Here is a 22,667-nt window from a genome sequence, read left to right as displayed (position 1 = left end):
GGCAGGCGTTCGGAGCACGACGCCGTGCAGTCGAAGGGCAGCGTGAAACGGCTTGAAGCCGGGCGCGATAAATCTCGTTCGCGCAAATCTGTTAATTACACAAATTCACCCAAAAGCAATTTATGCCTCGAATGCTAGGCAGGCTTCATGACATCGGAACGACAGGTGTCCGCGCGTCTTTTTTCTCGAGACGTCGGGTCGTTCAATGCGATGGATGGCGCTTGCCGGCCGTCCTGCCAAGGACGCGGCAAAGCGCAGATGACGCGGCCGGCATGCGTGCCGGCCACGACGCAGCCGGCGCGTTTCAGCGCGGTGCGTCTCAGGCTTTTTGGGGGAGGCACGGGCAGCCGAATGCTGCCCGCGGGAACACTACCCTTCGATCTTGCCCAGGCGGGACTCTCTCAACCGGCTCGGCGCCAACGCCCCGGCCGATTCGAGGATCGGGTACGCAATCGAGCAGATGTGCGAGTTGATCCGCTTCAGGTCGCTGATCAGGTCGATGTGCAGCGAGCTGGTCTCGATGCTCAGCGTGGTCTGGTCCGACAGGCGGTCCAGATGGGTCGTCGCGTAGGCCCGCTCCAGATCCCGGAAGCGCGCCTTTTCTTCGAGCAGCTTCTGTGCGTCGCGCACATTGCCGTTCAGGAACACGCTCATGCTCAGGCGCAGGTTGGCAACGAGCCGCCCGTGCAGCTCGACGATCTCGGCCATGCCTGCTTCCGAGAAGTTGCGCTGCGGCTTGATCTTCTTGTCTTCGATGTCGATGATCACGCGCTCGATGATGTCGCCGATCTGCTCCATGTTGATGGTGAAGCTGATGATGTCGGTCCAGCGCCGGCTTTCTTCTTCGCCCAGCGCCTCGCGCGAGATGCGGGTCATGTAGTACTTGATGGCCGAGTACAGCTCGTCCACCGTGTCGTCGAGCTGCCTCAGTTCCTGGGCCAGCCGCAGGTCGTTGTGGCGGATCACGTCCAATGTGCCGATCAGCATGGTCTCGACGATGTCGGCCTGGTGCAGTGCTTCGCGCGCCGCGTTCGAGATGGCCAGCGAAGGCGTCGACAGCGCCGACGGATCGAGGTGATGCGGCCGGGTGGTGCCGGCCGGTTGTTGCGGCACCGGCAGCATTCGCGTGACCAGCTTGGCCACCCATTGCGTGAGGCCGATGAAGCCGACGCTGATGACGATGTTGAAGGCCAGGTGGAACAGCACCACGCCATGCGTCTGGTTCGGTAGCTCGGGCTGCACGTAGCGAATCCACAGCCCGATGAAGGGCGCGACGACGGCCACGCCCAGCGCCTTGAACAGCAGGTTGCCCACCGTCACCTGCCGCACTGCCACCGCTGACTTGGCTGTCGTCAACACCGCCAGCAGCCCGCTGCCGAGGTTGGCGCCGAGCACGAGGCCGAGCGCCACGTCCAGCGGCACCACGTTCGACGTAGCCATGGCCGCCACCAGCAGCACCACCGCCAGGCTCGAATAGGCCACGATGGCCAGCACCGAGCCGATGGTGATTTCAAGCAGCACGTCGCTGTTGAGTGAGGCGAGCAGGGCGCGCACGGCGGGTGAGGAGAAGAGCGGCTCGGTGGCCTCGACCACCAGCTGCAGCGCGAGCAGCATCAGCCCGAGGCCGATCAGCACGCGCCCCACGCGCCCCGCCACGCTGGCCGAGCGTGTGATGAACAGCACCACGCCCACGAAGATGAACATGGGCGAGAGCCACGACAGGTCGGCCGAGAACAGCACCGAGATCAGCGCCGTGCCCACGTCGGCGCCGCGCATCACCGCCAGCGCCGCAGGCAGCGTGACGAGGCCCTGTCCGACGAAGGACGAGGTCATGAGCGAAGTGGCGGTGCTCGACTGCACCAGCGCCGTGACGCCGATGCCCGAGAGGGCGGCCGTGAAACGGTTGCGCATGCTCTGCACAAGGATCTTGCGCAGGTTGGCGCCGAACACGCGCAGCACGCCGGTACGAACGAGGTGCGTACCCCACACCAGCAATGCGACTGCCGCCAGCAGATTCAGAAGGTGCTTCATGGAGGTCGGGTTCTGGCCTTTCTCTTGTTTTCGTTTTGCTTCGTTTTGACCCCATTTTCCACAAGTACGCGCTTCAGTCGATCAGGGCTCCGTTGTCGTGGAAGGGATAGGGGCCTTCGAAGCTGCCGGAGGCCGCCAGGTGGGTGACCAGCCGGCCGCCCCGCACCGACCACGCGTGCACCCGAAAAGCCGGCGGTTCGAGCGTCCAGGCCGAAGGGGCGTCGGGCGCAAGGTCGAGGCAGACCTGGTGGGCCTGCGCCGGCGAGGTCGAGGCGATGGTGCCACCGAAGCGCACGTCGATGGCGCGGTGCAGGTGGCCGCAGATCACGCGTTCGACGTTCGGATAACGGGCGATCAGCGCTTCGAGCGCATCTGCGCCTTGCAGCAGGCCGATCTCGTCCATGTGGCCGATCAGCGTTTCGAAGGGCGGGTGGTGCATGGCGACGACCACGGGCTCGTCGCGGCAGGCGTCGAGCCGGGCTTCGAGCCAGGCCAGGCGCTTCTCGCACAGCGAACCGTGGCTCGCGCCCGGCACGCAGGTGTCGAGCGTGAGCAGCCGCAGCGCGCCGACGCGCACCGAGTACTGGATGAAGCCGTCGGTGTCGTCACCGGTGCCGAGGTAGGTGTGGTCGGGAAAGCTGCGGCGCAGCTGGTCGCGGTCGTCGTGGTTGCCGGGCATGAGATAGACCGGCATGGTCAGCGGCGCCAACAGGCGGGCCAGGTGCTCGTACTCGGCGGCGCGGCCGAAGTCGGTCAGGTCGCCGGTGATCACGACCGCATCGGGCGGCTGCCGTAGGGCCAGCACCGACTGCACCGCGCGCTGCAGGTAGGGCGCGGTGTCGATGCGGCCATAGGCCAGCCGGCCAGGCTCGCGGATGTGCAGGTCGGTCAGCTGGACCAGGAAGGTGTTGTCGGAATGCGTGGTCGTCATGCGGTGGTTTCCTGCGACGTCATCAGGCGATCGGGGTGGATGCGAAGACCGACCGCGTCGCCCGGACCGAAGGGGTTGTCGCGTCCCACGTCGGCCACCAGCACGGGCTGGTCTTGCGTGCGCAGGTGCAGCTGCACGCGGTCGCCGAGGAAGGTGCGGCGCTCGACGGTGGCGTTGCCCCAGTCGGGCTGGGGCGCGCCGACCTCGATGTCTTCGGGCCGTGCCAGCAGCATCGCATGGCTCTGCCATGCGGTGGGGCAGGGCACGGTGCAACCCCCGAGTCGGACAACGCCTTGTGCGATGGCCTCGGCCGCGCGTTCCAGCCGGTTGACCCGGCCCAGGAACTCGGCCACGAAGGGATGCGAAGGCGCGCGGTACAGGTCTTCGCCGCGGCCCACCTGCACGATGCGACCGGCGCGCATCACCGCGAGCCGGTCGGCAATGGCGAGCGCCTCCTGCTGGTCGTGCGTCACGTGGATGGCCGTGATGTGCAGGCTGCGCAGCAGCTCGGCCAGCTCGTCGCGCAGCGATTCCTTGAGCTTGGCGTCAAGCGCGGCCAGCGGCTCGTCGAGCAGCAGCACGCGCGGGCGAACGGCCACGGCGCGCGCCAGGGCCACGCGCTGGCGTTGGCCGCCCGAGAGTTCGGCGGGGCGCTTGTTCTCGAGGCCACCGAGCCGCACGAGGTCGACCAGTTCGCCGACCCGGCGGTTTTCTTCATCGGGCGCAATGCCGCGGATGCGCAGGCCATAGCCGATGTTGGCCGCCACCGTCATTTGCGGAAAGAGCGCGTAGCTCTGGAACACCATGCCCACGCCGCGATGCTCGACCGGGCGCTGCGTCACGTCCTGGTCGCCGAACACGATGCGGCTGCCGGCGTCGGGCGCCTCCAGCCCCGCGATCAGCCGCAGCAGCGTGGTCTTGCCGCAGCCCGAGGGGCCGAGCAGTGCGAGCACCTCGCCGGCCTCGACCTTCAGGTCGGTGGGCTGCAGGCCGCGCGTGCCGTCGGCGTAGGTCTTCGCGCAGTTCGCGATGTCGACGGGGATGCGTTCAAGTTCCATGGCGTTTCTGCATCAGGTTGGCAAGGTACTGCAGGCCCCACAGCACCGGAAGAATGACGGCGAAAAAGATCAGCGTGTAGGCCGATCCGATCTCGATGCGCATCGAGGCATAGCTGTCGGCCAGGCCCACGGGCAGGGTGCGCGTGAGCGGCGTATGCAGCATCCAGGTGAGGTTGAACTCGCCCACCGAGAGCGTGAACACCATCAGGCTGCCGGCCACGATGGCCGGGAACACGGCGGGCACGAGAATGCCCAGGAAGCGCTGGCGGAAGTTCGCGCCCAGCGAGCGCGCGGCCTCTTCGAGCGCGAGCAGGTCGTCGCGCTCGAAGGCCGAGCCGACGGTGCGCACCATGAAGGGCAGCGTGAAGATCATGTGGCCCACGAGGATGAAGGCGAAGCTCTGGCGAAAGGCAGTGAGCTGGCCGTAGGCCAGGATCAGCGCCAGCGCCGTGGCCAGCCCCGGCACCGCGACGGGCAGCGTCAGCAGCTCTTCAAAAATGCGCGCGGCACGCGAGCGGCTGCGCGCCAGCGCATAGGCGCAGGGCACGCCGATCAGCACGGTGCCCACGACGCAGGCCGCGGCGAGTGCAAGCGACCAGCCGACGGTGCCGCCATAGTTCTCCCACACCTCGCCGAGCCAGCGCAGCGTGAGGCCGCTCTTCAGCCCTGCGCTGTAGTTGTTGACGAGGCCCGCCATGACCGACAGCAGCATCGGCGCGATCATGAAGAGGCTCACGATGACCGTGATGGCGAGCAGGAAGGGCGCCTTGGCCTGTGTGTTCTTTCGCATGGGTTGCATGCCTCAACGTGCGACGGGGTTCGCGCCGAAGCGCCGCGCCACGAACAGCACCAGCCAGGTCACGATGCCCAGCGAGATCGACAGCGACGCGGCGAGCGCGAAGTTGGCGTAGTTGGTGAACTCGTTGTAGATGGTGATGGGAATGACCTCGAACTTGCTGGCCAGCGTGAAGGCCGTGCCGAAGGCGCCCATCGAGGTCGCGAACAGGATGGCGCCGCAGGCCAGCGTGGTGGGCGCAAGCTCCGGCATCCACACGTCGCGCGCCACGCGCAGCCGCGAGGCACCGAGCGACCGGGCCGCTTCTTCGAGCTGCGTGTTCATCGACTCGGCGGCCGCCGCGTAAGTGGCAATGGCGCGCGGCAGCGAGAAATACAGGTACGCCAGGAACAGCCCGAGCAGGCCGTAGGCGAAAGTGATGCGTTCGCCGAACAGGCTGTCGCCGAGGTCGGCCACCACGCCCTGCCGCCCGCCCAGCAGGATCACGAAAAAGCCGATGATCACGCCCGGAAACGACAGCGGCAGCGTGAGCAGCGACAGCAGCACGCGCTTGCCCACGAAGGCGTGGCGCGCAAGGTAGATGCCCACCGCCGCGCCCAGCACCAGTGTGGCCAGCGTGACGGTGATCGAGAGCACGACTGTGTTGGCCATGCTCTGCAGGTAACGGGCGTCGGTCAGCACCGCGAAGTAGGTGGCCCAGCCCTTGTCGGCCGGCAGCGTGAGCAGGCGCACCACCGGCAGCAGCCAGAAGGCCGCGAAGAAGGCGGCCGCCGGTGCCGCGCAGGCGAGCAGCCGCCAGCGCGGGTTCCAGGCGTTGGAGGTGGTGGCTTGCGTCATCTCATGCCGTGCGGGTCAGCGCACTTCCTTCAGGTACTCATCGGAAAAGGCGCGCTGCGCGGCGGCCATGCGGCCGTAGTCCACGCTCTTGGCGCGGGCGTATTCGCTCGCGGGCAGGAACTGCGCCTCGATGTCCTTGGGCATCGCGCTGGCGCGCACCGGGCGCAGGTACGCCTTGGCCCAGATCGCCTGGCCCTCGTCGGACAGCGTGAAGTCGAGCACCTTCTTCGCGTCGGCCGCGTGCGGGGCCTTGGCGACCAGGCTCATCACGTAGGGCACGGCCAGCGTGCCTTCGCTCGGGATCACGAAGGCGACGTTGGCCTTGTCCTTGTACTTGGCGCGGTAGGCATTGAAGTCGTAGTCGAGCAGGATCGCGATTTCGCCCGAGAGCACGCGCGCATACGAGGTCTGCTTCGGCACGATAGGCTTGTTCTTCTGCAGGGCCTTGAAGTAGTCGATGGCGGGCTTGAAGTTGTCGAGCGTGCCGCCGCGCGCCTGGTTCACGGCCACGGCGCCGACATAGCCGACGAAGGCCGAGGCGGGGTCGAGGTAGCCGATCAGGCCTTTGTATTCGGGCTTGAGCAGGTCGGCCCACGACTTGGGCACCGGCTTGCCCTTGAGCGCATCGACGTTGACCATGAAGCCGAGCGTGCCCGAGTGGATGGTGAACCAGTTGCCGGCGGGGTCCTTCAGGCCATCGGGAATGTCTTTCCATGCGGCCGGCTTGTAGGGCTCGACCAGGCCGTCCTTGGCGGCTTGCACCGCGAAGGTCACGCCAAGGTAGGTGACGTCGGCCACGGGGCTGGCCTTCTCGGCCGCCATCTGCGCGAGCGACTGGCCTGAGTTTTTGTTGTCGGGCGGCACGGTGATGCCGGTCTTGGCCTTGATGGCCTTCAACTGGGTGCCCCAGTCGGCCCATTCGGTCGGGCAGTTGTAGCAAATGGCGGTCTGCGCCATGGCGCTGCCGGCTGCGGCAACGAGCGCGGCGGCCAGCACGCCGAGGCGGGCCATGCGATGGAAACGGAAAGACATGGAAGAGCTCCTTGGATGGATGGGGGCGGAGAACGGGGAGAGGGAAACGGGTCGGTCAGGAAGCAGCGGCGTGTGGTTCGTGCTCGCGCGCGGATGCGCACGACTCGCCGTCGCGGAAGGCATGGGGAAGCAGCAGGCTCGCGTCGGCTTGCAGCGTGGTGCCGCCGGCCATCGCCTGGATCAGCAGTTCGACGCTGTGGCGGCCGATGTCGCTGTTGGGTTGCGCGATGGTCGTCAGGGCCGGCGTGAGGTCTTCGCCGAGCGCGATGCCGTCGAAGCCGACCACGCTCAGGTCGTCGGGCACGTGCAGGCCGCTCAGGTGCGCGGCGCGGATGCTGCGGATGGCGAGCAGGTCGTTCGAGCAGATCAGCGCGGTGGGGCGGTTGCGGGTCGCCTGCAGCTGGTGCGAGAGCGCATCGACGGCGGTTTCGACGAAGGGCACTTCGATCAGCGGCGGGGCATCGAGCCCGGCGTCGGCCATGCCTTTCAGGTAGCCGCGATAGCGCTGTTGCGCGCGGTCCGATGCGGCGAGCGTGCCGCTGACCATGGCGATGCGGCGATGGCCCAGCAGCACGAGGCGCGTGACCGCATCGGCCACGGCGCCTTCGCTGTCGACGGAGACGCAGGGGTGGTCGGCGTGCCGGTTGTAGGCCAGTACGTAGGGCACGCCGGCCGTTCGCAGCCCGGGAAGGGCGGTCGAGGTCGAGGGGTTCGACACGACGAGGATGAGCCCATCGACGTTGCCGGCCAGCAGCAGGTGCACCGCGCGCTCTTCTTCGTCGAGCTGGTAGCCGGTGGTGACGGGAATGATCGCGTAGCCTCCCGCGACCGCCGCGCGCGCGATGCCCTGCAGGCATTCGGCGAAGGTCGGGTTCAGCAGCGTGGGCAGCACCACGCCGAGCACACGGCTGCGCTGGGTGCGCAAGGTGCGGGCGCTGGCATTCGGCAGGTAGTTGAGCTCGCGCGCCACCCGCTCGACCAGCTCCCGCGTGGCGGGGGTCACCTTGTCGGGAAAGTTGAAGGCCCGCGACACGGTGGCCACGGAGACTCCGGCTTTGGCTGCAACGGCTTGAATGCTCATCGTGCGGTGTTCATGTAATCGATTACATTGAACCGCCGCAGTATGACCCCGCTATGACAGGCCTTGGAAGCGGGGAGAAACCCTTTAGATTTTGTTTGTCAGGGGTGCCGTTGCCATGCCCCCGTCTTCGAGGGCGCGTCCCCGTATTACTCCCTCTCCCTGCGGGAGAGGGTTGGGGTGAGGGCAGACGGCATCAACGCCACGACAAGCGCCCGGTAGGCGGTGCGGCGTGGTCGGCCCCTCTGGGCCGCCGAGGAGCGCAGCGTTTCGCGGATCAGGGCTCGCAGCTGTTTGAGCGTAGCGAGTTCTGCGAGACCCCGCGAAACGCGAGCACCGCAGGGAAGCCGCGAAGCGGCCGGCACAGCGGGGCTGGCCGCGCCGTACCGCCTACCGGGCGCCGCCCAAAAAGAAGACTACTTGCCGCGCCGAACGCGACGAATCTCGTCAACGATCAAACAGATCGCGCCCAACGTGATCGCACTGTCCGCAGCATTGAACGCCGGGAAGTACCAGTTCCCCAGATGGAAGCTCAAAAAGTCCACCACGTACCCATGCATCATCCGGTCGACCACGTTGCCGATGGCCCCGCCCAGGATGCAAGCCATGGAGAAGGAGAACAGCTTCTGCCCCGCGTGCGACCTCAGCATCCAGACGATGAATATCGCAGCGCCCACGCCGATGGCCGTGAAGAACCAGCGCTGCCACCCCGAGTGATCCGCCAGGAATGAGAAGGCTGCCCCCGTGTTGTGCGCCCGCACGACATTGAAGAAGCTCGTGACGTAGGTCCAGTCACCGACCTTGTAGTAGCCCAGGATCAGCGTCTTGGTGAACTGGTCGATCATCACGATGATCAGCGCCAGCCCCAGCCAGGGCCAGATGCCCAGGCTGCCACCGCGCGAACGCGATGCCGATGCGGAGCGCGCGGCCGCCATCAGGCAAAGCTCCGTGATTCGCCCGCGCCGAACAGGTTGCTCGTGCAGCGCCCGCAAATCGTCGGATGGGCCGGATCGTGGCCCACGTCGTCGCGGTAGTGCCAGCAGCGGTCGCACTTCTGTGCGGTGCTCGGCATCACCACCGTCGACAGCGCTTCGCCAGCGGCCAGCTCGATCGCGGAGGTGATGAAGACGAACTTCAGGTCGTCGCCCAGCGAGCCCAGCAGCGCGAAGTCGTCGGCCGGTGCCGTCAGCTGCAGGTTGGCCTGCAGCGACGATCCGACCTTGCCTTCGGCGCGCACCGCTTCGATGTTCTTGTTCACCGCATCGCGGATCTCGCGGACGCGGCTCCACTTGGCGAGCAGGGCTTCGTCGGGTGCCGCGAACTGGCTGTACGTCTGCGCAAAGATCGATTCGCCCGGCTTGCCGGTGCCCACGAACTTCCACGCCTCTTCGGCCGTGAAGCTCAGGAACGGGGCCATCCAGCGCAGCATGGCTTGCGAGATGTGCCACAGCGCCGTCTGCGCACTGCGGCGCGCGAGCGAGCCCGGGGCCGTCGTGTAGAGACGGTCCTTCAGGATGTCGAGGTAGAAGCCGCCCAGGTCTTCCGAGCAGTAGATCTGCAGCTTGGCCACCACCGGATGGAACTCGTACACCTTGTAGTGCGCAAGGATCTCGGTCTGGAACTGCGCCGCGCGCGCCAGCGCGTAGCGGTCGATCTCGAACAGCTGGTCGAGCGGCACCGCGTCCTTCGTGATGTCGAAGTCGCTGGTGTTCGCCATCAGGAAGCGCAGCGTGTTGCGGATGCGGCGGTAGGCATCGACGACGCGCGCAAGGATCTTGTCGTCGCCCGCGATGTCGCCCGAGTAGTCGCTCGCAGCCACCCACAGGCGGATGATTTCCGCGCCCAGCTTGCTGCTGATCTCTTGCGGGTCGATGCCGTTCTTGAGCGACTTGCTCATCTTGATGCCCTTGGCATCCACCGTGAAGCCGTGCGTGAGCAGGCCCTTGTACGGCGCGCGGTCTTCCAGCGCGCAGGCGATCAGCAGCGACGAATGGAACCAGCCGCGATGCTGGTCGTGGCCTTCGAGGTACAGGTCGGCTTCGGGGCCGGTCTCGTGGTGCACCGTGGGGTGCGTGCCGCGCAGCACGTGATAGAAGGTCGAGCCCGAGTCGAACCACACCTCGAGGATGTCGGTGCTCTTGGTGTAGTGCGGTGCGTCTTCGGCGCCGAGGATCTCTTCGACGGTCACACGGCTCCAGGCCTCGATGCCGCCCTTCTCGACGATGTCGGCCGCCTGGTCGAGGATTTCCATCGTGCGCGGATGCAGCTCGCCCGAATCCTTGTGCAGGAAGAACGGGATCGGCACGCCCCAGCTGCGCTGGCGGCTGATGCACCAGTCGGGACGGCCGGCGATCATGTCGTGCAGGCGCGCCTTGCCGTTCTCGGGGTAGAAACTGGTCTGCTCGATGGCGTCGAGCGCGGTCTGGCGCAGCGTCTTGGGGGCCTTGTCCTTGGTGAACACGCCTTCGCCCTCGTCCATGCGCACGAACCACTGCGCGGCCGCGCGGTAGATCACCGGCGTCTTGTGGCGCCAGCAGTGCGGGTAGCTGTGGGTGATGGTCTCGGTGGTCATCAGCCGGTTGGCGTCGCGCAGCGCGGCGATGATGACCGGCACGGCCTTCCAGATGTTCTGGCCGCCGAACAGCGGGAAGTCGGGCGCGTAGCTGCCGTTGCCCTGCACCGGGTTCAGGATGTCGTCGTACGCCACGCCGTGCGCGATGCAGGAGTTGAAGTCGTCCACGCCGTAGGCAGGCGAGGAGTGGACCAGGCCGGTGCCGTCGGTGGCGGTGGCGTAGTCGGCCAGGTACACGGGCGACAGGCGTTTGTAGCCGGCGTCGACGTCGTACAGCGGGTGTTCGAACTCGAGGCCGCCGAGCTTCTCGCCCTTGACCGTGGCAACCACCTTGCCGTCGAGCGCATAGCGGTTCATGCACATCTCGACCAGCGAGTTGGCCAGGATCAGCAGGCCGCGCTCGGTGTCGACCAGCGAATATTCAAGCTCGGGGTTGAGGTTGATCGCCTGGTTGGCGGGGATGGTCCACGCGGTGGTGGTCCAGATCACGGCGAAGATGTCGCCCAGCAGCAGGTGGTCGGCCTCGAAGGCCTTGAGCACCTTTTCGCGGTCGTGCGCCTTGAAGGCCACGTCGATGGTCTGGCTCTTCTTGTCGGCGTATTCGATCTCGAATTCGGCCAGCGACGAGCCGCAGTCGAAGCACCAGTACACGGGCTTCAGACCGCGATACACAAAGCCGCGCTCGATCACGCGCTTGAACGCGCGCAATTCGCCGGCTTCATTGGCGAAGTCCATCGTCTTGTAGGGGTGATCCCACTCGCCCAGCACGCCCAGGCGCTGGAAGTCGGCCATCTGCTGGGCGATCTGCTCGGTGGCGTAGGCGCGGCTCTTGGCCTGCATCTCGTCGCGGCTCAGGTTGCGGCCGTACTGCTTTTCGATGGCGTTCTCGATCGGCAGGCCATGGCAGTCCCAGCCGGGCACGTACAGCGCGTCGTAGCCTTCGAGCTGGCGCGCCTTGGTGATCATGTCCTTGAGGATCTTGTTCACCGCGTGGCCCATGTGGATCTGGCCGTTGGCATACGGCGGGCCGTCGTGCAGGATGAACTTGGGCGCGCCGTGGCGGGCGTCGCGCAGGCGGTGGTAGCGGCCTTCGTCGTTCCATTCCTTCACCCAGCCCGGCTCGCGCTTGGGCAGGTCGCCGCGCATCGGGAAGGGGGTGTCGGGCAGGTTCAGCGTGGAACGGTAATCGGTGGGGGGAGCAGCGTCAGACATGTTGGGGTGCGAAACAGGGGGCTTCGACAGGCTCAGCCCGAACTGCATTGAGCGGTCGGTGCGGAAGAAAAGCCGTTCGCCCTGAGCTTGTCGAAGGGCGGCAGCACGGTGCGTGCAGGGCTAAATTCGGTCGCGCGTGGTCTGGCGGTGGGTTTCGGCGTGGGTCGATGCAAAGAACGCACGTGCGTCGCGGCCATCCTTCGCGATGCCCGCTGTGAGGGCTTCGAGGCTGGTGTAGCGCAATTCGTCGTGCAATTTGTGCAGGAGTTCCACGCGGACGATTTTACCGTAGGCCCCTTCGGACCCCAGATGCGAGGGCCACTCCAGGCAGTGCGTCTCCAGCAGAACCCGGCCGCCGTTGACGTCGTTGGCATCGAGCGAAGGGCGCACGCCGAGGTTCGCCACGCCGGGCAGCGGCTTGTCGGCCAGGCCATGCACCAGCACCGCGAAGATGCCGCTGGCGGCCGGTTTCCAGTGCTTGAAGCGCAGGTTGAGGGTGCGAAAGCCGTCGTCCTGGCCCGGTGCCGAGGCGCCCAGCGCGCGGCCGAGCTTGCGGCCGTGGACCACATGGCCCGAAATTGTGTAGGGCCGGCCGAGCAGCGTCTGGGCGTCGGCCATGCGGCCTTCGGCCAGCGCCTCGCGCACCGCCGAGCTGGAAACCCGCAGGCCATGCACCTCGTAGCTGTTCATGCGCGCCACGTCGAAGCCGCGGGCGTCGCCGGCCGCGTCGAGCATGGCGTAGTCGCCGGCCCGCTTGGCGCCGAAGCGGAAGTCGTCGCCCACCAGCACGTAGCGCGCGCCCAGGCCGTCGACCAGCACGTTCTGGATGAATTCTTCGGGTGACTGCGAGGCCAGCCGGGCATCGAAGGGCAGCACGATGGTCTGGGCCACGCCGCAGGCCGCGAGCTCGCTGAGCTTGTCGCGCAGCGTGCCGATGCGCGCGGGCGCCAGGTCGGGTTTTTTGGTGAGGGCCGCGAAATAGTCGCGCGGATGGGGCTCGAAGGTCATGACGCAGCTCGGCAGCCCGCGCTGGCGGGCCTCGGTCTGCAAAAGCGCGAGCATGGCCTGGTGGCCACGGTGCACGCCGTCGAAATTACCAATCGTGAGGGCGCAGGCCGGAGCTACGCCCGGGTGCCGGAAGCCGCGGAAAACCTGCATCGGTGAGTATCTTTTTGATAGCGCCTTTCGCCCGTCAAATGGGCGAGTCAGGCCGTTTTGTCACAAAGCCGGTATATTGTGACGCAGTGCGTTGATTGGCGTGGGTCTCCGATGCGCTCCGTGTCCCTGGTCTTTCCGTGTTCTCTCCCTTTCTTGAGGAGGCGTGTGTGAAGGTCTTGAAGCTGTCGGCCCAAGGGCTGCCCCAGTCATGGATTTCGCTGGAACAGGCGGTGATCCACTATGCGGCGGACGAAGTTCGCTGGGAAGTGGGCGCGCAGGTCGCGGTGTTTCGTGGCGGCCACAACGCGATCACGGGCGAGCAGTCGCAGATCGCGATCAACAGCATCATCGGCACCAAGGGCGTGCCGCGCATCAATCCCTTCACCCAGCGTCCAGGCCTGACCAACAGCAAGCTGTTCTCGCGCGACCGCAATGTCTGCGCCTATTGCGGCGGGCATTTCCATGAAGACGAGCTCACGCGCGAGCACATCATTCCGTTCGCCCAGAAGGGCATCGACACCTGGATGAACGTGGTCACGGCCTGCAAGCCGTGCAACCATCGCAAGAGCAGCCGCACGCCCGAGCAGGCGAACATGCCGCTGCTGTATGCGCCCTACGTGCCCAGCCTCTGGGAAGACTTCATCCTGCGCAACCGCCGCATCCTGGCGGACCAGATGGAGTTCTTGATGGCGCACCTGCCGCAAAGCTCGCGGCTGCACGACACCTAGCTTCTTCAGCGCTTCCAGTCCGGCGGGCGCTTTTCGATGAAGGCCTGAACGCCTTCGAGCGCACTCTCGTCCATCATGTTGCAGGCCATGGTCTGGCTGGCGTCGGCCAGTGCGGCTTCGATGCCGGTTTCGAGCTGGCGGTAGAACAAGGCCTTGCCGAGCGCGAGCGCCTGGCGCGGCTTGGCGACGATGCTGGCCACCAGCGATTCGACCGCGGCATCGAGCTCGGCAGGCGCTGCCACCCGGTTGACCAGGCCCTTTTCGCGGGCCTCCTGCGCGCTGATGAATTCGCCCGTCACCAGCATTTCGAAGGCTTCCTTGCGCCCCAGGTTGCGCGACAGCGTGACGCTCGGCGTGGCGCAGAACAGCCCCACGTTCACGCCGCTGACCGCAAAGCGCGCGTCACTCGACGCCACCGCCAGATCGCAGACCGCGACCAGTTGGCAGCCCGCCGCCGTCGCGATGCCATGCACGCGCGCGATCACCGGCACAGGCAGCCGCTGGATCGACAACATCATCGCGCCGCAGCGCTCGAAGAGCTGCTGGTAGTAGCCCAGCGAAGGCTCGGCGCGCATTTCCTTCAGGTCGTGGCCCGCGCAGAAGGCCTTGCCCGCCGCCGCGATGACGACGGCGCGCACGGTGTCGTCGGCCGCGATCTCGCCGATGGCCTGTTCGAGCGCGCCTAGCATGCCTTCGGAGAGCGCATTGAACGAAGCCGGGCGGTTCAGCGTCAACGTGACCACGCCGCGCGCATCGCGCGTGGCCAGCACGAAAGGGGCGGAGGCGTCGGACACGGTGGCGCGCCTCGCTCAGTAAGTCAGCTCGAGCACCGTGGTGTGCTCCTTGGCGGCGGGCCACGTCAGCCCGGTGATGCGCTCACCGTTGAACTCGCCCGTCACCGCGCGCTGTGGTCCGCTGGCGGCAATGCGCAGCCGCGAAGTCGCCACCCCCGCGCCCTTCGGTGGCACGCCCGCTGGCGGGCTCTGGCCGTCGAAGCGCATGGTGTCGCGCTGTGCGTCGAAGTAGCCGCGCGGCCGGGTGAAGACGACGACGGCATTGGCGCCGTCATCGGCCGGCACGATGCGCTCGGGGCGCAGATGCACGACGCTGCTGCTGCGCGGGAACGGGCTGCGGTAGATGTGCGTGGTGCCATAGCCCGGTGCACTGAGGACGAACTCGTAGGCCGTGTCGCCGCGCGCACTGAACGGGCCCCAGCGCCCATCCGCACCGATGTTCTTGGTATGCACCGCGTCGCCGCGCCGAACGCCCGTGGCCGGGTCGACGGCAAACACCGTCACCTGCCCGCCGTTCAACGAAAGGTTTTCGGCGCCGATCGCGCGGCCATCGAGCACGACATTCGCCTCGGCCACCACCGCCGTGGTGCGCGGCGCCTCGCCGGTCAGGAACTGCCACGTCGCTGCAAATGCGGCGGGCGAGAACGAGGTCTCGCGATGGTCGACGCGCGGCAGCACGATGTTGGTCGCGCCCTTGAGCGCCGGGCCGTCGAAGCCGATGTTGGTCGGCTTGCCGGGCGCGCCGATCCACACGCCGTCGGGTTGGGCGTATTTGTCGTTGTTGTCCGAGCGCAGCGTCAGCCATTTCACGCCGGGCGTGACTTCTTCGCCGTTCGGCCCCTTCGGTGCATTGAGCTGCTGCATGAAGCCCGACAACGCCGAGAACTCGTTGTTCTCGCGGAAGCCCTTCACCGCCCAGATGCCGTGCGCCGGATTGCCGCCCAGCACCACGTGGCTCACCACCGCCGCGCCGCCGCCGTTCTGTACGTAGTTGCGGATGGTGTTGCCGCCGCGTGAATTGCCGATCAGCACCACCTTGCTGGCGCCGGTGGCCTTCAGCACCTTGTCGACCTGGGCCTTGAGGAAGACGGCCGACTCGCCGGTCGAACTGCGGCCCGGCTGCGCCACGGCGTCGTCGTCGCGCGCGAGGGGATTGGGCTGGTCGACCGCAAACAGCCGGTCGCGCGGCCAGCCGTTCGACTCGAAGCGCCAGATCGTCGTTTGCCACAGCGCCGCCGAATCGCCGTTGCCGTGCATGAACACGATCGGCGGACGTTCGGTGAACGAAGGCGAGGGCGCGGTGGCGCAAGCGGTCAGCATGGCGGTGGTCGATGCGGTCCCGAGGAGGGCGAGGGCAAGGAGGGTGCGGCGTGATGGCATGTTTCGATCCTGGGCTGGGTTCCAAGTTAAAACGCCCACCGGCGCAAGGCGGGTGGGCGTTGGATGCTAGGGGAAAAAGGCCGTCAGGCGAAGACGCCGGCGGTGTCCTGCATGCGGGCCGACACTTCGCCCAGGTGGTGCAGGGTGTCGCCGAAGGTCAGTTCGAGCTGCGTGAGCTTGCGGAAGTAGTGGCTGCCGATGTATTCGTCGGTCACCCCGATGCCGCCGTGCAGCTGCACCGAGTTGGCCGCCACGAAGCGCATCGACACGCCGAGCTGGTACTTGGCGCGCGCCAGCGCCTGGCGGCGCTCTTCGGCCGGGGCGTTGAGCTTGAGCGTGGCGTAGTAGCTCATCGAGCGTGCCAGTTCGAGCTGCATCTTCATGTCGGCGACACGATGGCGCAGCGCCTGGAAGCTGGAGATGACCACGCCGAACTGCTTGCGCTGGTTCATGTACTCGATGGTCACGGCAACCGTCTTGTCCATCACGCCGACGGCTTCGGCGCAGGTGGCGGCAATGCCGACGTCGACCGCGTATTCAAGGGCGGCGAGGCCGTCGAGCGTGATCAGCGTCGCGTCGGCCTTGTCGAACACGACTTCGGCCGCGCGGCCGCCGTCTTGCGTGCCGTAGCCGCGCGCCTCGACACCGCTGGCGCTGCGCTCGACCAGGAAGAGGGCGATCTTGCCGTCGACCTTGGCGGGCACGAGGTAGGCGTCGGCTTCGTCGCCCACGGGCACCACGCTCTTGGCGCCGTTCAGCGACCAGCCGGTGCCGGTCTTGGCGGCGTGGGCGTCGCACACGTCGAGGCGGTAGCGTGCCTTGCGCTCCTGGTAGGCCAGCACCACGATGGCCTGGCCGCCGGCGATGCGCGGCAGCCAGCCTTCCTTGGTGCCTGCGTCGGCGTAGCCGCTGAGCACTGCGCCGGCGATCAGCGTCTGCGCGAAGGGCTCCAGCACGATGCCGCGGCCCAGTTCTTCCATGACGACCATGCCGGCCACCGGGCCCATGCCCAGGCCACCGTCGTCTTCGCTGATGTACAGGCCGCCCAGGCCGAGTTCGGCCAGTTCGTCCCAGGCCTCGCGCGAGAAGCCGCCCTTGGCTTCGATGCCGCGACGGCGTTCGAAGTCATAGCCTTTGTCGACCCACTTGCGAACGGCGTCGCGCAGTTGTTCCTGGTCGTCGGTGAAATTGAAATCCATGTGCGTGTCTCCTCAGCCCAGAACCGTCTGCGCGACGATGTTGCGTTGCACTTCGTTCGAACCGCCGTAGATGGTGGTCTTGCGCATGTTGAAGAAGGTCGACGTCAGCGGCGCGATGGCCGGATTGCCGCCCGGGAAGTTGCCTTGCCAGCCGGCTTCCATCGCTTCGCGGATCAGCGGCAGCGAATACGGGCCGCCGGCCAGCATCATCAGTTCGCTGTAGCGCTGCTGGATCTCGCTGCCGCGGATCTTGAGCAGGCCTGCCACGTCGAGCGAGTTCTTGCCCGAGGTCGCGGCCGAGAGCACGCGCAGCACCATCATTTCGAGGGCGACGATGTCGACTTCGAGCTTGGCGATCTCGTCGCGGAAGCGCTGGTCGTCGTAGACGCCTTCGCTCTTGGCGATGCGCTTGAGGCGTTCGAGTTCGCGCTTGGCGCGGTTCACGTCGGCGATGTTGGTGCGCTCGTGCGAGAGCAGGTGCTTGGCGTAGGTCCAGCCCTTGTTCTCTTCGCCGATCAGGTTCTCGGCGGGCACTTCGACGTTGTCGAAGAACACTTCGTTCACTTCATGGCCGCCATCGAGCAGCTTAATCGGGCGCACGGTGACGCCGGGCGACTTCATGTCGAGCAGCAGGAAGCTGATGCCGGTCTGCGGCTTGCCTTCGTTGCTGGTGCGCACGAGGTTGAACATCCAGTCGCCGTACTGGCCGAGCGTGGTCCAGGTCTTCTGGCCGTTGACGATGTACTTGTCGCCCTTGCGCTCGGCCTTGGTCTTGACCGAAGCCAGGTCGGAGCCCGAGCCGGGTTCGCTGTAGCCCTGGCTCCACCAGACTTCGCCGCTGGCGATGCCGGGGAGAAAGCGCTTTTGCTGCTCGGCGTTGCCGAAGGCCATGATCACCGGGGCCACCATGACGGGGCCGAACGGGATGATGCGCGGCGCGCCGGCCAGTGCGGTTTCCTCTTCGAACAGGTGGCGCTGGATGGCGGTCCAGCCGGGGCCGCCGAATTCCTTGGGCCAGCCGTAGCCGAGCCAGCCCTTCTTGCCAAGAATCTTGGCCCAGTTCTGCAGATCGTCGCGCGTCAGTTCGAGCGCGTTGTGCACCTTGTGCGAAATCTCTTTGGGAAGGTTTTCTTTGACCCAGGCGCGAACCTCTTCGCGGAACTTCTGTTCTTCGGGTGTGAAGCTCAAATCCATGCGTGCCTCGCTGTGTTGATCGGTTCACCGCAGACGCGGTGTGTCTCCGGAACCACGAGTTTTAGCACGGTCGTGCTGTGAAACGGTGTCCGCGCGGCGACAAGCCGTGACAACGATGCCTTGGCCGGGGCGGAATCGGGGGCACGGATAATCCCGCCTCCCATGAAGAACATCGTGATCCTGATTTCCGGCGGCGGCTCCAACATGGCGGCCATCGTGCGCGCCGCCGAGCGCGACCGCTGGGCCGACCGATTCGGCGCGCGCATCGCGGCGGTCGTGAGCAACAAGGCCGAGGCGGGCGGACTGGCACTGGCCAGGTCGCACGGCATCGACACCGCCGTCGTCCCCCACAAGGACTTCGCCACCCGCGAGGCCTTCGACGAGGCGCTGGCGAAGGTCGTCGACGGCTACACGCCGACGCTGGTGGTGCTCGCGGGGTTCATGCGCATCCTGACGCCGGGCTTCGTCGGGCGTTATGCCGGCCGGCTGGTGAACATTCATCCTTCGTTGCTCCCGGCATTTCCGGGGCTCCATACGCATCAGCGCGCCATCGAGGCCGGCTGCAAGGTGGCTGGCGTGACCGTCCACCAGGTGACCACCGAACTCGACCACGGGCCGATCCTGGCGCAGGCCGTGGTGCCCGTGCTGCCAAGCGACACGGCGGCCACGCTGGCGGGCCGGGTGCTGGCGCAGGAACACCTGTTGTATCCACGTGCCATCGCCGGATGGCTGGCAGATACATCGGGTCACATTCGCTAATTTTGTTTATATTCGCGGGTTTTCCGGGAGTTTGAAGTGAAAACCCAATCGCTGCTGCTGACCGTTGCCGGTGCCGCCCTGTTGGCGGCCTGTGCCGCTCCGGCGCCCGCACCCGCCCCGGCGCCCGCGCCGCCGCCAGAACCGGTCTACCAGTGCAACGCGGACGGCGCCCGGTTCGCCGTCGGCCAGCCATTGACACCTCAACTCGAAGCCGCCGCCCGTGTGCGTGCCGGTGCCGGCGTTGTGCGCGTGCTGAAGCCGGACGAAGCGGCCACGACGGAATTGAATGGCGGGCGACTCAATCTCGATGTCGACGCGCGCAACCGCGTCACCGACGTCCGCTGCGGTTGATGGAAACGGTTGCTATTGAAAATATAGCAACCAACAAAGGCAGGGCGCCCGCAACAGGCCTGCCGGACTAGATCGGGGTGAACCTTCGCCGCAGCGTGCCGTCGATCTCGACGGTTTCGCCAAACATCGCGGCAGGTCGGACCCAGAGTCCATGGGCACCATACAAGGCGCGGTACAGCGTCATCGGCTCCAGGGTTTCGCTGTGGCGCACGGTGCCGATCACCTCGTATTCGCCGCCTTTGTAGTGGCGATAGCGGCCGGGAGGTGTTTCGATCAGGGGTGGCAGGTCGTCGTCGTTCAACGGGGGCTTCTTTCTTCAAAAACTGTCGGGTCTTGATTTGACGGAGGCGGATGGATCGCGCTGATTTTGTTCACCTGGTTCGGCTGAGCGAGCATGCCAGTGCGGACGACAGCGCGCGCTATCGCCGTGGCGTCGCGGCCTTTGCCGCGCTCGGCTACCTGTGGGTGCTGGGTTGCCTCGGGCTCGCGGTGGGCATCATTGTCTGGGTGATTTCGTCGTTCGATCGCGAGCGCTTCGGTTTGATGCGGGGCTGGCTCCTGCTGTTTGCCGCTGGCCTGCTGTGGGCCACGGTGCGGGCGCTCTGGGTGCGCTTCGAGGAGCCCGAGGGGCAGGAGCTTTCCCGCGAAGACGCGCCAGCACTCTTCGAGGCACTGGACCGCATCCGCACCAGGATCAAGGGGCCGCCGGTTCACCATGTCTACCTGGACGACGAATTCAACGCCAGCATCCGGCAGGTGCCGCGTTTCGGGCTGTTCGGCGGCGCGGTCAATTCGCTGAGCATCGGCCTGCCGCTCTTGATGATGCTGGACCGACGGCGGCTGCTGTCGGTCCTGGCGCATGAATACGGCCACCTGCGCGGCAACCACGGCAAGCTGAGCGCCTGGATCTATCGCACGCGGCTGTCGTGGCTCAAGCTCGACGCCAACCTGCAACGCGACGAAGGCGTGATGGCGCTGTTCTCGCAGGCCTTCTTCCGCTGGTATTTCCCGCGCTTTGCCGCCAAGACCTTCGCGCTCGCGCGGCAGGACGAGTACGAGGCCGACCGCATTTCAGGCCGGCTGCTAGGCGCGCCGGTGGCCGCCGCCGCGCTGACCGAGATCGCGATCAAGGGCAACTGGTACGCCAACGAGTTCTGGCCCTGGCACTGGGCGCGCGCCGAGCACGAGCCGCAGCCGCCAGGGCCGTTCGCCGCCTTGCGCAAGCGCGTCCGCACGCCGCCGAGCGACGAATTCGCGCGCCAGGCACTGCGCGACGCAATGCGCCGCGTCAGCGACCTGGACGACACCCATCCGGTCTTGCGCGACCGGCTGGAGGCGCTGGACCAGAAAGCCGTCTTGCCCGAATGGTCGGTGCGGCCGGCGCTGGAACTGCTGGCCGATCGCAAGAAGTGGATCGAGTATTTCGACAACCAGTGGCGCCGCGCGCATGCCTCCGACTGGAAGCAGCACCACGCGCACAGGTCGCGCATACGCGAGCGCATCGCCGTGCTCGCGGCGCGCGGCGAGCACAACACGCCCGATGAAATGGTCGAGTGGGCCGATTCCGAGCGGCGCCTCGACCCGTCGGCGCCGGTGCGAACCCGCTATGAAAACGCCTTGAGGATCGCGCCGGAACACCCAGGCGCGCTGCGCGGGCTGGTTCAGATGCTGCCGGCCAGCGATCGCGCCACACGTCTTGCGGTGCTGGAGCGGCTGCACCAGTCCGGCGCCGCCAGTCGCTGGTGGGCGGCGAAGAGCGCCGTGGCCTCGCTCGAAGACCCTGATGCCGGCGTGCACGATGAAGAAGCGCTCAAGCTCTGGCGCGGCCGGCTGAAGGACGCCGAAGAGGCCGAGGCGCGTGCCTGGGAAGAAATTACCGGCACGCCCTTTTTCAGCCAGATTTCGCGGCACGACCTGAACGACTACGAGTTGGGGGAACTGCGGGCCGACCTCGTGCGCTGCCTGCCCGCGTCGCGGGCCTGGCTGGTGCGCAAGAACCTGCGCGAATTTCCGTGGCGGCGCGCCTACATCGTGTTCATCGAACTGCCGGGTCTGGACGACGACGACCGCTGGCAACTGTGCCGCCAGCTGGAGCACACCCTGACCTTGCCGGGTGCTGCGCTGGTGCTGTGGGTCGGCCATTCGCCCACCCTGGAAGACATCGAGCGGCAGGCTTTCGGAACGCTCTGGACACGCCAGGCGTAGCGCTTCGGGCCGTGGGGCCGGCTGGCTGAGACAATCGGGGGATGCACCCCAAAGCCCTGTTGGAGGCCACCGCCGATCTGGTGGGCCTTGTCCTGAAATTCGATCACCCCGCCGACCAGGTCGTTTCGCGCTTTTTCCGCGACCACCGCGAGTTCGGCCCACGCGAGCGCGCGACGCTCGCCGAGACTGTCTACACCGTGCTTCGCAAGAAGCTGCTGTTCGATCACCTCTCGCCTTCGGGCAGCGGCTCGAAGGAGCGCCGCATGGCGATCCTGGGCTTTTACGGCCCGCGCGATTTTCTGAAGAGCGCCCTCAACGACACCGAGAAGCGCTGGCTCGACAACTGCGACGCCGTCAAGCCGGAAGACCTTCTCGAACGCCATCGCCACAACCTGCCCGAGTGGCTGGTGGCACCGCTCAAGGCCCAACTGGGCGACGGTTTCTGGCCGCTGGTCGAAAGCCTGCAGCAGCCGGCGCCGCTCGATCTGCGCGTCAACGTGCTGACCGACAAACGGGCCGATGTGAAGGCGGAGCTTGCGAAGGCTGCTATCAAATCGGAAGCGACGCCGTTTTCGCCGTGGGGCTTGCGCATCGACGGCAAGCCGGCGCTGACCAAGCTGGATGCTTTTGCCCGCGGCGCTGTCGAGGTGCAGGACGAAGGCTCGCAACTGTTGGCGCTCGTGCTGGATGCCAAGCGCGGCGAAATGGTGGTCGACTTTTGCGCCGGAGCTGGCGGCAAGACGCTGGCCATCGGCGCGACGATGCGCAATACCGGCCGTCTCTATGCGTTCGACACGTCGGCGCATCGGCTCGATGCGCTCAAGCCGCGGCTGGCGCGCAGCAAGCTCTCGAACGTTCATCCGGCCGCGATCGCCCATGAGCGCGACGACCGCGTCAAGCGGCTGGCCGGCAAGATCGACCGTGTGCTGGTCGACGCGCCTTGCTCGGGGCTGGGTACGCTGCGGCGCAATCCGGACCTGAAATGGCGTCAGTCGCTCAAATCGGTCGAGGAATTGACGGTCAAGCAGACGGCGATTCTCCAAAGCGCGGCACGGCTCGTGAAATCGGGCGGCCGGCTGGTTTACGCCACCTGCAGCGTGCTGCCGGAGGAAAACGAGGCCATCGCCGAGGCCTTTGGTGCCGCCAACCCCGATTTCGAGCCCATAGACGCCGCGGAACTGCTTCAGGGGCTCAAAGTGGAGGGTTTCGAGGCGCTTTGCGCTGGCGGAGCGGATGGCCGGCGCTACCTGCGGCTGTGGCCGCATCGCCATGCCACCGACGGTTTCTTCGCCGCGGTGTGGAACCGCAAATAGGCAGGGGACTCCAATCTAGGGTTAATCAGTGCTTTTCTG

General features: G+C 66.7%; 20 protein-coding genes. 5 read left to right on the top strand and 15 right to left on the bottom strand.

Annotation, left to right across the window (positions count from 1 at the left end):
* Positions 1 to 369 precede the first annotated feature (369 nt).
* The 10 genes from BLQ28_RS24900 to BLQ28_RS24855 form a co-directional block, all read right to left on the bottom strand.
* Positions 370 to 2,031, bottom strand: coding sequence for a Na/Pi cotransporter family protein (locus tag BLQ28_RS24900; protein ID WP_093245900.1), 1,662 nt, complete (start codon positions 2,029 to 2,031; stop codon positions 370 to 372).
* A 73-nt stretch (positions 2,032 to 2,104) separates the two neighbouring features.
* Positions 2,105 to 2,962, bottom strand: a complete 858-nt coding sequence (locus BLQ28_RS24895) for a phosphodiesterase (RefSeq protein ID WP_093245898.1) — start codon at positions 2,960 to 2,962, stop codon at positions 2,105 to 2,107.
* Positions 2,959 to 4,020 (bottom strand): ABC transporter ATP-binding protein, encoded by a 1,062-nt coding sequence (locus BLQ28_RS24890; RefSeq protein ID WP_093245896.1) that lies wholly within the window; start codon positions 4,018 to 4,020, stop codon positions 2,959 to 2,961. The genes BLQ28_RS24895 and BLQ28_RS24890 overlap by 4 nt, the downstream gene beginning before the upstream one ends.
* Positions 4,010 to 4,810 (bottom strand): ABC transporter permease, encoded by an 801-nt coding sequence (locus BLQ28_RS24885; protein ID WP_093245894.1) that lies wholly within the window; start codon positions 4,808 to 4,810, stop codon positions 4,010 to 4,012. Before BLQ28_RS24885 ends, BLQ28_RS24890 begins: the two co-directional genes overlap by 11 nt.
* A gap of 12 nt (positions 4,811 to 4,822) precedes the next feature.
* On the bottom strand, positions 4,823 to 5,653 hold the full coding sequence (locus BLQ28_RS24880; protein WP_093245892.1) for an ABC transporter permease: 831 nt from the start codon (positions 5,651 to 5,653) through the stop codon (positions 4,823 to 4,825).
* A 15-nt stretch (positions 5,654 to 5,668) separates the two neighbouring features.
* A complete protein-coding gene (locus BLQ28_RS24875) occupies positions 5,669 to 6,685 on the bottom strand; it encodes an ABC transporter substrate-binding protein (RefSeq protein WP_093245890.1) in 1,017 nt (338 codons plus the stop codon).
* A gap of 55 nt (positions 6,686 to 6,740) precedes the next feature.
* Complete coding sequence (locus BLQ28_RS24870; RefSeq protein WP_093245888.1) at positions 6,741 to 7,766, bottom strand: LacI family DNA-binding transcriptional regulator; 1,026 nt, start codon at positions 7,764 to 7,766, stop codon at positions 6,741 to 6,743.
* Between the two features lie 413 nt (positions 7,767 to 8,179).
* On the bottom strand, positions 8,180 to 8,698 hold the full coding sequence (gene lspA, locus BLQ28_RS24865; protein ID WP_093245886.1) for a signal peptidase II: 519 nt from the start codon (positions 8,696 to 8,698) through the stop codon (positions 8,180 to 8,182).
* The gene (gene ileS / locus BLQ28_RS24860) at positions 8,698 to 11,547 is read right to left on the bottom strand and encodes an isoleucine--tRNA ligase (RefSeq protein WP_093246166.1); all 2,850 of its coding nucleotides are present in this window, start codon (positions 11,545 to 11,547) and stop codon (positions 8,698 to 8,700) included. Before ileS ends, lspA begins: the two co-directional genes overlap by 1 nt.
* 120 nt (positions 11,548 to 11,667) lie before the next feature.
* Positions 11,668 to 12,705: a bifunctional riboflavin kinase/FAD synthetase gene (locus tag BLQ28_RS24855; RefSeq protein WP_093245884.1), complete on the bottom strand. Its 1,038-nt coding sequence runs from the start codon at positions 12,703 to 12,705 to the stop codon at positions 11,668 to 11,670.
* Positions 12,706 to 12,872: 167 nt separating this feature from the next.
* Here BLQ28_RS24855 and BLQ28_RS24850 point away from each other — a divergent pair, with 167 nt between their 5' ends.
* Positions 12,873 to 13,433 (top strand): HNH endonuclease, encoded by a 561-nt coding sequence (locus BLQ28_RS24850; protein ID WP_093245882.1) that lies wholly within the window; start codon positions 12,873 to 12,875, stop codon positions 13,431 to 13,433.
* A 5-nt stretch (positions 13,434 to 13,438) separates the two neighbouring features.
* On the opposite strand, the gene BLQ28_RS24845 is transcribed toward BLQ28_RS24850, so the two are convergent.
* The 4 genes from BLQ28_RS24845 to BLQ28_RS24830 all read right to left on the bottom strand — a co-directional run bounded on the left by BLQ28_RS24845 (position 13,439) and on the right by BLQ28_RS24830 (position 18,000).
* Positions 13,439 to 14,227: an enoyl-CoA hydratase gene (locus tag BLQ28_RS24845; protein ID WP_093245881.1), complete on the bottom strand. Its 789-nt coding sequence runs from the start codon at positions 14,225 to 14,227 to the stop codon at positions 13,439 to 13,441.
* A gap of 15 nt (positions 14,228 to 14,242) precedes the next feature.
* Complete coding sequence (locus BLQ28_RS24840) at positions 14,243 to 15,607, bottom strand: alpha/beta fold hydrolase (RefSeq protein ID WP_093245879.1); 1,365 nt, start codon at positions 15,605 to 15,607, stop codon at positions 14,243 to 14,245.
* Positions 15,608 to 15,690: 83 nt separating this feature from the next.
* The gene (locus BLQ28_RS24835) at positions 15,691 to 16,806 is read right to left on the bottom strand and encodes an acyl-CoA dehydrogenase family protein (RefSeq protein WP_093245877.1); all 1,116 of its coding nucleotides are present in this window, start codon (positions 16,804 to 16,806) and stop codon (positions 15,691 to 15,693) included.
* Positions 16,807 to 16,818: 12 nt separating this feature from the next.
* Complete coding sequence (locus BLQ28_RS24830) at positions 16,819 to 18,000, bottom strand: acyl-CoA dehydrogenase family protein (protein ID WP_093245875.1); 1,182 nt, start codon at positions 17,998 to 18,000, stop codon at positions 16,819 to 16,821.
* A 162-nt stretch (positions 18,001 to 18,162) separates the two neighbouring features.
* On the opposite strand from BLQ28_RS24830, the gene purN reads away from it, so the two are divergent.
* Positions 18,163 to 18,759, top strand: coding sequence for a phosphoribosylglycinamide formyltransferase (purN, locus tag BLQ28_RS24825; RefSeq protein WP_093245873.1), 597 nt, complete (start codon positions 18,163 to 18,165; stop codon positions 18,757 to 18,759).
* A gap of 36 nt (positions 18,760 to 18,795) precedes the next feature.
* The gene (locus tag BLQ28_RS24820; protein ID WP_093245871.1) at positions 18,796 to 19,110 is read left to right on the top strand and encodes an I78 family peptidase inhibitor; all 315 of its coding nucleotides are present in this window, start codon (positions 18,796 to 18,798) and stop codon (positions 19,108 to 19,110) included.
* A 67-nt stretch (positions 19,111 to 19,177) separates the two neighbouring features.
* Here the strand turns inward: BLQ28_RS24820 and BLQ28_RS24815 are convergent, their stop codons facing one another.
* Complete coding sequence (locus BLQ28_RS24815) at positions 19,178 to 19,411, bottom strand: DUF1653 domain-containing protein (protein ID WP_093245869.1); 234 nt, start codon at positions 19,409 to 19,411, stop codon at positions 19,178 to 19,180.
* A gap of 50 nt (positions 19,412 to 19,461) precedes the next feature.
* On the opposite strand from BLQ28_RS24815, the gene BLQ28_RS24810 reads away from it, so the two are divergent.
* Complete coding sequence (locus tag BLQ28_RS24810; RefSeq protein WP_093245867.1) at positions 19,462 to 21,315, top strand: M48 family metalloprotease; 1,854 nt, start codon at positions 19,462 to 19,464, stop codon at positions 21,313 to 21,315.
* Positions 21,316 to 21,356: 41 nt separating this feature from the next.
* The gene (locus tag BLQ28_RS24805; RefSeq protein WP_093245865.1) at positions 21,357 to 22,628 is read left to right on the top strand and encodes an RsmB/NOP family class I SAM-dependent RNA methyltransferase; all 1,272 of its coding nucleotides are present in this window, start codon (positions 21,357 to 21,359) and stop codon (positions 22,626 to 22,628) included.
* Positions 22,629 to 22,667 lie beyond the last annotated feature (39 nt).

The organism is Variovorax sp. EL159 (assembly GCF_900100965.1).
GTDB lineage: Bacteria > Pseudomonadota > Gammaproteobacteria > Burkholderiales > Burkholderiaceae_C > Variovorax.
Note: the sequence above shows the minus strand (reverse complement) of the source record. Positions and strands in the feature narration are given on the sequence as shown.

Bases quoted from the DNA above. Each gene is read 5' to 3' on its own strand.
- BLQ28_RS24830 (WP_093245875.1), bottom strand. From the start codon at position 18,000: ATGGATTTGAGCTTCACACCCGAAGAACAGAAGTTCCGCGAAGAGGTT.
- BLQ28_RS24875 (WP_093245890.1), bottom strand. From the start codon at position 6,685: ATGTCTTTCCGTTTCCATCGCATGGCCCGCCTCGGCGTGCTGGCCGCC.
- BLQ28_RS24890 (WP_093245896.1), bottom strand. From the start codon at position 4,020: ATGGAACTTGAACGCATCCCCGTCGACATCGCGAACTGCGCGAAGACC.
- BLQ28_RS24885 (WP_093245894.1), bottom strand. From the start codon at position 4,810: ATGCGAAAGAACACACAGGCCAAGGCGCCCTTCCTGCTCGCCATCACG.
- BLQ28_RS24870 (WP_093245888.1), bottom strand. From the start codon at position 7,766: ATGAGCATTCAAGCCGTTGCAGCCAAAGCCGGAGTCTCCGTGGCCACC.
- ileS (WP_093246166.1), bottom strand. From the start codon at position 11,547: ATGTCTGACGCTGCTCCCCCCACCGATTACCGTTCCACGCTGAACCTG.
- BLQ28_RS24900 (WP_093245900.1), bottom strand. From the start codon at position 2,031: ATGAAGCACCTTCTGAATCTGCTGGCGGCAGTCGCATTGCTGGTGTGG.
- BLQ28_RS24895 (WP_093245898.1), bottom strand. From the start codon at position 2,962: ATGACGACCACGCATTCCGACAACACCTTCCTGGTCCAGCTGACCGAC.
- BLQ28_RS24805 (WP_093245865.1), top strand. From the start codon at position 21,357: ATGCACCCCAAAGCCCTGTTGGAGGCCACCGCCGATCTGGTGGGCCTT.
- lspA (WP_093245886.1), bottom strand. From the start codon at position 8,698: ATGGCGGCCGCGCGCTCCGCATCGGCATCGCGTTCGCGCGGTGGCAGC.
- BLQ28_RS24840 (WP_093245879.1), bottom strand. From the start codon at position 15,607: ATGCCATCACGCCGCACCCTCCTTGCCCTCGCCCTCCTCGGGACCGCA.
- BLQ28_RS24835 (WP_093245877.1), bottom strand. From the start codon at position 16,806: ATGGATTTCAATTTCACCGACGACCAGGAACAACTGCGCGACGCCGTT.
- purN (WP_093245873.1), top strand. From the start codon at position 18,163: ATGAAGAACATCGTGATCCTGATTTCCGGCGGCGGCTCCAACATGGCG.
- BLQ28_RS24880 (WP_093245892.1), bottom strand. From the start codon at position 5,653: ATGACGCAAGCCACCACCTCCAACGCCTGGAACCCGCGCTGGCGGCTG.
- BLQ28_RS24810 (WP_093245867.1), top strand. From the start codon at position 19,462: ATGGATCGCGCTGATTTTGTTCACCTGGTTCGGCTGAGCGAGCATGCC.
- BLQ28_RS24855 (WP_093245884.1), bottom strand. From the start codon at position 12,705: ATGCAGGTTTTCCGCGGCTTCCGGCACCCGGGCGTAGCTCCGGCCTGC.